The sequence below is a fragment of the Levilactobacillus suantsaii genome (assembly GCF_004115745.1).
GTDB lineage: Bacteria > Bacillota > Bacilli > Lactobacillales > Lactobacillaceae > Levilactobacillus > Levilactobacillus suantsaii.
Map to the genome: position 1 here is coordinate 1 of NZ_QXIL01000042.1, position 6,268 is coordinate 6,268.

Here is a 6,268-nt window from a genome sequence, read left to right on the forward strand (position 1 = left end):
TGGCGATAGCCTGAAGGATACACCCGTTCCCATGCCGAACACGGAAGTTAAGCTTCAGCACGCCAATAGTAGTTGGGGGATCGCCCCCTGCGAGAATAGGACGTTGCCACGCAATGTTATAGGAACCCAGCAGGGTTCCTTTTTTTGTATAACTTTGAATTTTAACCTGAGCAGAACTGGTGGTGAGGCCCAATTTCAGATAAAATCGCTGGCCATAGCAGACAGTAGGACACGTGAATAACGAAATATAATGAAGAAATTCAAGTTTTACCTTCGTGTAGTGCGTCGTGAAGCCTAGCTTGTGCTATGATTATGGGGTGCTATGAAATCTAAAAAAACAATTAGACTATGTGAGAATGGGTGAAGATAATGAAAAGGTACCGCAGTTACCGGCTTAGTTTAGGCTGGCAAATTTTAATTGGGTTAGTCTTAGGAATTATTTTAGGGGTCATTTTCTACGAGAATAAAATGGCCATTACCGCCATGCAGAACATCGGGAACATGTTCATCGGCTTGATTCAAATGATTGTGCTACCAATCGTGGTGTCCTGTTTGACGGTCGGAATCGCGAACATGGGTGACATCAAACAATTAGGTCGGGTCGGCGGGAAGACCCTCCTGTACTTCGAAATCATGACCACGATTGCCATCGCCTTAGGGCTCCTGATTGGGAATGTCTTCCATCCGGGGACCTTCATCGATATTCATCAATTACATAGTACTGACATCAGCCAGTACGTGTCCACGGCCAAGTCAGCCAAGAGCACGGGCATCTGGTCGACGTTGATGGGCATCATTCCCACGAACTTCTTCAAGTCGTTATCTGATGGTGACATGATGCCGGTTATCTTCTTTTCCGTCTTCTTCGGACTAGGGACGGCTGCCATTGGTAAGCAAGGAAAAGTGATCGTTGATTTCTTGGATGCCGTTTCCCAAGTGATGTTCCGGGTCACTAACTGGGTCATGCACACTGCTCCAATCGGGGTTTGTGCATTGATTGGGGTCACGGTTGCGCAAATGGGACTGTCGGCCTTGGCGCCGTTAGGTTACTTTATCTTGCTGGCTTACGCGACGATGGTCATCTTCATTTTAGTTTTCATGGGCCTGGTCGCCAAGCTCTTCAAGTTCCGGTTATGGGATTTACTGTCGGTCATTAAAGATGAAGCCATCTTGGCCTTTTCGACGGCGAGTTCTGAAGCCACGTTACCACGGTTGATTGATAAGATGGACAAGTTCGGGGTCAGTCAGGGGATTGTCTCCTTTGTGATTCCCACCGGGTATACCTTTAACCTGGATGGCTCGGCTATTTATCAATCCTTAGCAGCCTTGTTCTTAGCTCAGGCCTACCATATTGATTTGAGTCTGGGACAACAGATTACCTTATTAGTGGTCTTGATGATTACCAGTAAGGGGATGGCCGGGGTTCCCGGGGCGTCCTTTGTGGTCCTGTTGGCCACTATCTCCACGATTGGAGTCCCAATGAGTGGGTTGACCTTCATTGCCGGAATCGACCGGTTAGTTGACATGGGGCGGACCGCTGTCAACGTGGTAGGGAACTCCTTAGCCACGGTGGTCATTGCCAAGTCGGAACACGAATTTAGTGAAGAAAAGAGTCAAAATTATCTGGCCGATATTCGGGCCAATAAGAAGACAGCCTAAGCCGTTGTCTGCCGACAGGATCTGCCATTGCGGGTCCTGTTTTATTTTGGGCGACGAATTGTCAAACCAAGAGCAACACTTTATCGAATAAAATCTCCGCTGGCGTATGATACCCAGGAACTCTTTTAGGGCGATGGTTTATTTTCTACTGACAGCGTTTTACTTCTTCCACAGTCTGTAAAATTAAGCTTTGATTTTTAGGGAAGTACTCTCGAATTAGGCCATTAGTATTTTCGTTAGTTCCTCGCTGTTTTGGTGAATAAGGATCTGGCCAGTAGATTGAGATTATGGTGTTCAATGTGTCGGTAAATGGTGTTTAACTAATGTGTCCGTAATTTTCTAGTACCATTCGTTTTGCGATTTGCTCAGGAGACCATTGATGTTCCTCGATTAACTCGATGACTTTTTGACATAAGATTGATTTTTGATCAAGTATTCGTGGTTTATAACTATGACACCTTTTAGCACGATAATTCTTTTGGGATTTGGACGAAGAGCAACGTCCTGGTAACCAATTCATCTCACGTGAAACAGATCTAGGTGAACGTTTTAGCCATAAGGCTATTGCTCGAATTGTCATACCTTTTGCAGAAAATTCTAGAATACTTTCTCGTTCAGATATAATAAAATGATGATAGCTCATAGCGCGTACTTCTTTGCTTTTCGTGGTTGTTAAGTGATTGTACCCGCTATGGGTCTTTTTATTCAATTACGTGTTGCACTTCAATTGTAAATTCGTCGTTGGAATTTAAAGACTTGTGCCCAAAACTCGCATTGGTGTTGGCCTTGATAAAACTAATAAATAGACATTCTGAATTTGCAGTCTATCCAATAACAATGTTTTTTCGGACACTAAAGGAACCGTGATAGAGGAACCTCAATGATTCAAGAAGATATTTGTTTTTCGCGAAATTGAAATTAGGTTATTTATTGATTTGAATTTGGTTAGTGATACACTCGCTCCAACGATAGCACATCACCTAAAAAAGAGATAGATTCTTATGAAAACAGCTATTAGTCTAGATGACTTGCAAAAAAAACGCGGGTGCAATTGGTTCCTTTATCACAGCATGGCTGCCGCTGTAAGTGTTGGAACTATCAGAATGATTGATGGGGATATTGTAGAAGCAAGCAATATTACAAGACAGATTTTCTACAAAGAGGCTGATGTAGATCACACAAAAAAGTAGATTCCAAGGAGGGGTACCATGATCGGCATTAGTGGAAACAGATTAATAAAATGGCGCGAAGTTAGTGGGCTGATTTTGGGGAAACTACTCTTAAACAACTTTAATCTATTTGTTTCATTAATGCTGCAAGTTGGCATAGGCTATGCTCTTAACAGAAATTCTAAGAGGTTGTGGGGAATATTAGTTGTTTTAATTTCTGGATCAATTGCATATGCAGTTATCTATTATGGAACTTCAATAATATTTACTAGAGTGCATCAACGAACTAGTCAGGAAATTTCAGAAAGACTGATCCATAAAGAATTGAATGATAGAAAATCAAATTCTAGTTTTGGAAAGTTCATTAATTTGGTTAGTTTGGATGTTCAAAACGTATCTGACTTCTTAGAAAGTGGGATTGTACCACTTATAGACTTTTGTACGACTTTGTTGTTTGGCTTGTGTTATATCTTTATCGTATCAAGAATACTTGGGAGCATTTACCTACTTATGGGAGTCGTGCTGTTTTGCAGTGCGTATTATTTTTATAATCAGAGTCTCATAAATAGGAAAGAGTATCAAACAGCTGATGATAAACAAAAAGGGTTTCTTACTGAAATATTTAAAAATCTTCCGATTCTAAAAATCTTTCAATTAGATGACTGGACTAATTCGCGAAACTACACATTATTTTCTAAAAAACAGCTGTGGTTTGTTAAGTATAGCAAAGCTGGAGCATCTAATATTGGAATAATGAGTGGTGGTATATATGTGATAGAAATAGTTTCATTAGGATTAGGCCTTTGGCTAGTTAAGGTTGGTGAAATAAATTATGGGAGTATGGTTGGCGTTTGGAATGCTGGCATTGGATCCGTTTTTGATTCATTTTTAGCTTTGCCAATTACGTTGTCCTTCCTTGTTAATCAAAAATCATCAATTTAGAGGATTAGTGGGTCAATTAGCAAGACTCAAAATACTAGTCCTAATGATGGCTGGAAAAATGAGATAGTTGAACGTATTGAAATTTCCAGAATAAAGTTTAAGTATGAAGATAAAGATAGATTGGTTTTAGATAATCTGTCGGGATCAATTGATCCGCAAAGAATAACGTTTGTTGTTGGAGAAAATGGTGCGGGAAAGTCTACACTGTTTAAGCTAATGTTTGGAGAAATAAAGCCTCAAAGTGGAGAAATTAGTATAACCACTGCCAAAGGAAAATACGATTCACTCCAGGGATTAGCTGCCTTTGTTCCCCAAAATGTTGATCTCTATAGTGACACACTTAGAAATAATTTAACTTTCAGTGAACCAATGTCTGATGAAATAGTGTATCGGGCATTGGAAGAATCAGGGGCAGCAGAAATTGTCTCAAATTTGGATAATGGACTGGATACTTTTATATCAGACCCAAGTATATTCTCACCAGGTGAGCTAAGGAGAATAGCAATTGCACGAGCCTTATTAACCAGTCAAAATCTAATACTGATGGATGAGCCTTTTTCAGATATTGATGAAAGTAATCAAGTAAAGCTCATGAATACTCTTAGAAAACTAAATAAAGATATTGGATTTATCATCATAACGCATACATTCAATTTAGTTAAAAAAGAGGATTGTTTCTTTGCATTAGGAGGGAAAGCGTATGGAGAAAAGAAACTTTTATAGAACCGTGCTTTCCCCGATTAATTTTTTATTACTGGGGATTGCTGGAGTTATTGTTGCAATCGCAGAGTTTTTTCTTGCGTACAAATTGAATAACTTAGTTATCAGTGCACAAAAAGGAAATAGTGACTTCTTAAAAATTGCTATATTTTTGTTGGTTTTAAGTATACTAATTGGTGTTTTAAAAAAATACATTGCGTACAAAGAGAAAATGTTAACACTCATTGCTGAACAGAATATTATTTTTACAACAATTAGATCAACTATTAAATTTCCGAGATACTCGGATGAAGAATTATTGGAAGGCCAGTGGCTATCTTTAAATAATTCAGATGCTGGAGCTGTTGGAAAAATGATGGGAGAAACAATTGTGGAATTGTTTGTGGGATTGATATCCTTTTTGGCTGCTGTATTATTCGGAATTTTTACATCGCCATTGCTAACTGGTATCATTTTGGCTTTGGGAACAAGCTCCATACTAATTCCGAAGTTGGCAGAAGGTGTTGTACGAACAACCCAAGAGCATAGACAAGGAGATCAGGATCGAATTCAAACATTAATGTTGCAGATTTTAAAAACGAAGATGGTAATTCGCATTTTCCAAGCCCAAGAACCAATATTACGAATGTTTAACAAGACTTATCATAAGTTCTCCGAAAGTGTACTAGATAATTATCGGAGGAGATCCCAAATGGCGAGTCTCAGCCTGGGTATAGGGTTCATTTTTGACGTTACGATTATGGTTGTTAGCCTGGTCTTTGTAGCGTATGGAAAGCTTAGCTTGGGGCAATTTATGGGCTTTTCTATCCTAAATGGTAGCTTAATGTGGATTTTCTACTCAATGCCTATATATTACGGACAAGTAATAAATGGTCGTGTTTCTGTGGATAGAATATCAAAGTATTGGCGTCAGGAAAGAGTCTACATTGATGATAAACGAGATAGGGCACAGATGAAGATGCTAAGTTTAGAAAACGTCTCTTTTACCTATCAGGGGAGTTCAAGACCAATTCTGCAGAACATTAACTTTAGGATGAACTTGGAAAATCCTGATAAGATTGTTTTGACTGGACCAAGTGGGGCTGGGAAAAGCACTTTTATTAACTTACTTATTGGACTACTACGGCCAACACAGGGGAAAATTATTTTAAGTGATGGCAGTGGATTAACGAGTGGAGTTAGTGGGAAAATTACTTTGGTTCCACAAAAGGTACAATTATTCAGTACCTCATTAAAAGAAAACATTCTGCTAGGAAGAAAGATAAACACAAGTGATTTTAATCGTATTTTAAGTGAGGTTGGTTTGAAGAAATTTGTTGAGACTTTAATTGATCATGAAAATACTTTTATCTCGCAAACTGAGGAAGATGGAGCAGTAGATGTATCGGCAGGACAATTGCAGAAGATAGGGCTGGCCAGAGCATTAGTGGCCAATAGCTCGCTATTGATCCTAGATGAGCCAACAGCGAACCTTGACAGTGATTCTACAAAAGAGCTTTTAGATGAATTGGCAAAGCTTGATGTTTCAATGATTATAATTACACATCGTTTGGAAGATGTTAGAGACTACATGGTTCATTACAGAATCGAGAATGGAACGTTAACAAAAGAATAGGAAGTTATGTGATATAAACTATTATTTGATAGCTTATATCACATCTGTGCATGGCGGTTATAAAATGTAGGAAAATGACGGCGTAAAAATGTCGGTTTTCCTACATTTTTTGATATTATGAATCACATTGACTTTAGGAGGTTTTCAATGTGAGACATGATGT

General features: G+C 39.0%; 6 protein-coding genes and 1 rRNA gene. 6 read left to right on the forward strand and 1 reads right to left on the reverse strand.

The window, feature by feature from the left end; translation table 11 throughout:
- Both rrf and DXH47_RS11195 read left to right on the forward strand, forming a co-directional pair.
- Positions 1 to 112: ribosomal RNA gene (gene rrf / locus DXH47_RS11190) — 5S ribosomal RNA — on the forward strand; the annotation flags it as partial.
- Between the two features lie 257 nt (positions 113 to 369).
- Entirely contained in the window at positions 370 to 1,659 is a 1,290-nt protein-coding gene (locus DXH47_RS11195) for a cation:dicarboxylate symporter family transporter (RefSeq protein ID WP_129033393.1), read from the forward strand.
- Between the two features lie 316 nt (positions 1,660 to 1,975).
- Here DXH47_RS11195 and DXH47_RS12125 read toward each other — a convergent pair whose 3' ends face one another.
- Entirely contained in the window at positions 1,976 to 2,302 is a 327-nt protein-coding gene (locus DXH47_RS12125) for a helix-turn-helix domain-containing protein (RefSeq protein ID WP_129033394.1), read from the reverse strand.
- Between the two features lie 358 nt (positions 2,303 to 2,660).
- Here DXH47_RS12125 and DXH47_RS11210 point away from each other — a divergent pair, with 358 nt between their 5' ends.
- From DXH47_RS11210 to DXH47_RS11225, 4 genes are all read left to right on the forward strand, one after another.
- The gene (locus DXH47_RS11210) at positions 2,661 to 2,849 is read left to right on the forward strand and encodes a ThiF family adenylyltransferase (protein WP_129033395.1); all 189 of its coding nucleotides are present in this window, start codon (positions 2,661 to 2,663) and stop codon (positions 2,847 to 2,849) included.
- An 18-nt stretch (positions 2,850 to 2,867) separates the two neighbouring features.
- Complete coding sequence (locus tag DXH47_RS11215; RefSeq protein ID WP_129033396.1) at positions 2,868 to 3,770, forward strand: ABC transporter transmembrane domain-containing protein; 903 nt, start codon at positions 2,868 to 2,870, stop codon at positions 3,768 to 3,770.
- 120 nt (positions 3,771 to 3,890) lie between these two features.
- The gene (locus DXH47_RS11220; RefSeq protein ID WP_170955022.1) at positions 3,891 to 4,493 is read left to right on the forward strand and encodes an ATP-binding cassette domain-containing protein; all 603 of its coding nucleotides are present in this window, start codon (positions 3,891 to 3,893) and stop codon (positions 4,491 to 4,493) included.
- Positions 4,471 to 6,105 carry an ATP-binding cassette domain-containing protein gene (locus DXH47_RS11225; protein ID WP_129033398.1) on the forward strand — a complete coding sequence of 545 codons (1,635 nt, stop codon included), beginning with the start codon at positions 4,471 to 4,473 and terminating at the stop codon, positions 6,103 to 6,105. Before DXH47_RS11220 ends, DXH47_RS11225 begins: the two co-directional genes overlap by 23 nt.
- Positions 6,106 to 6,268: the final 163 nt, after the last annotated feature.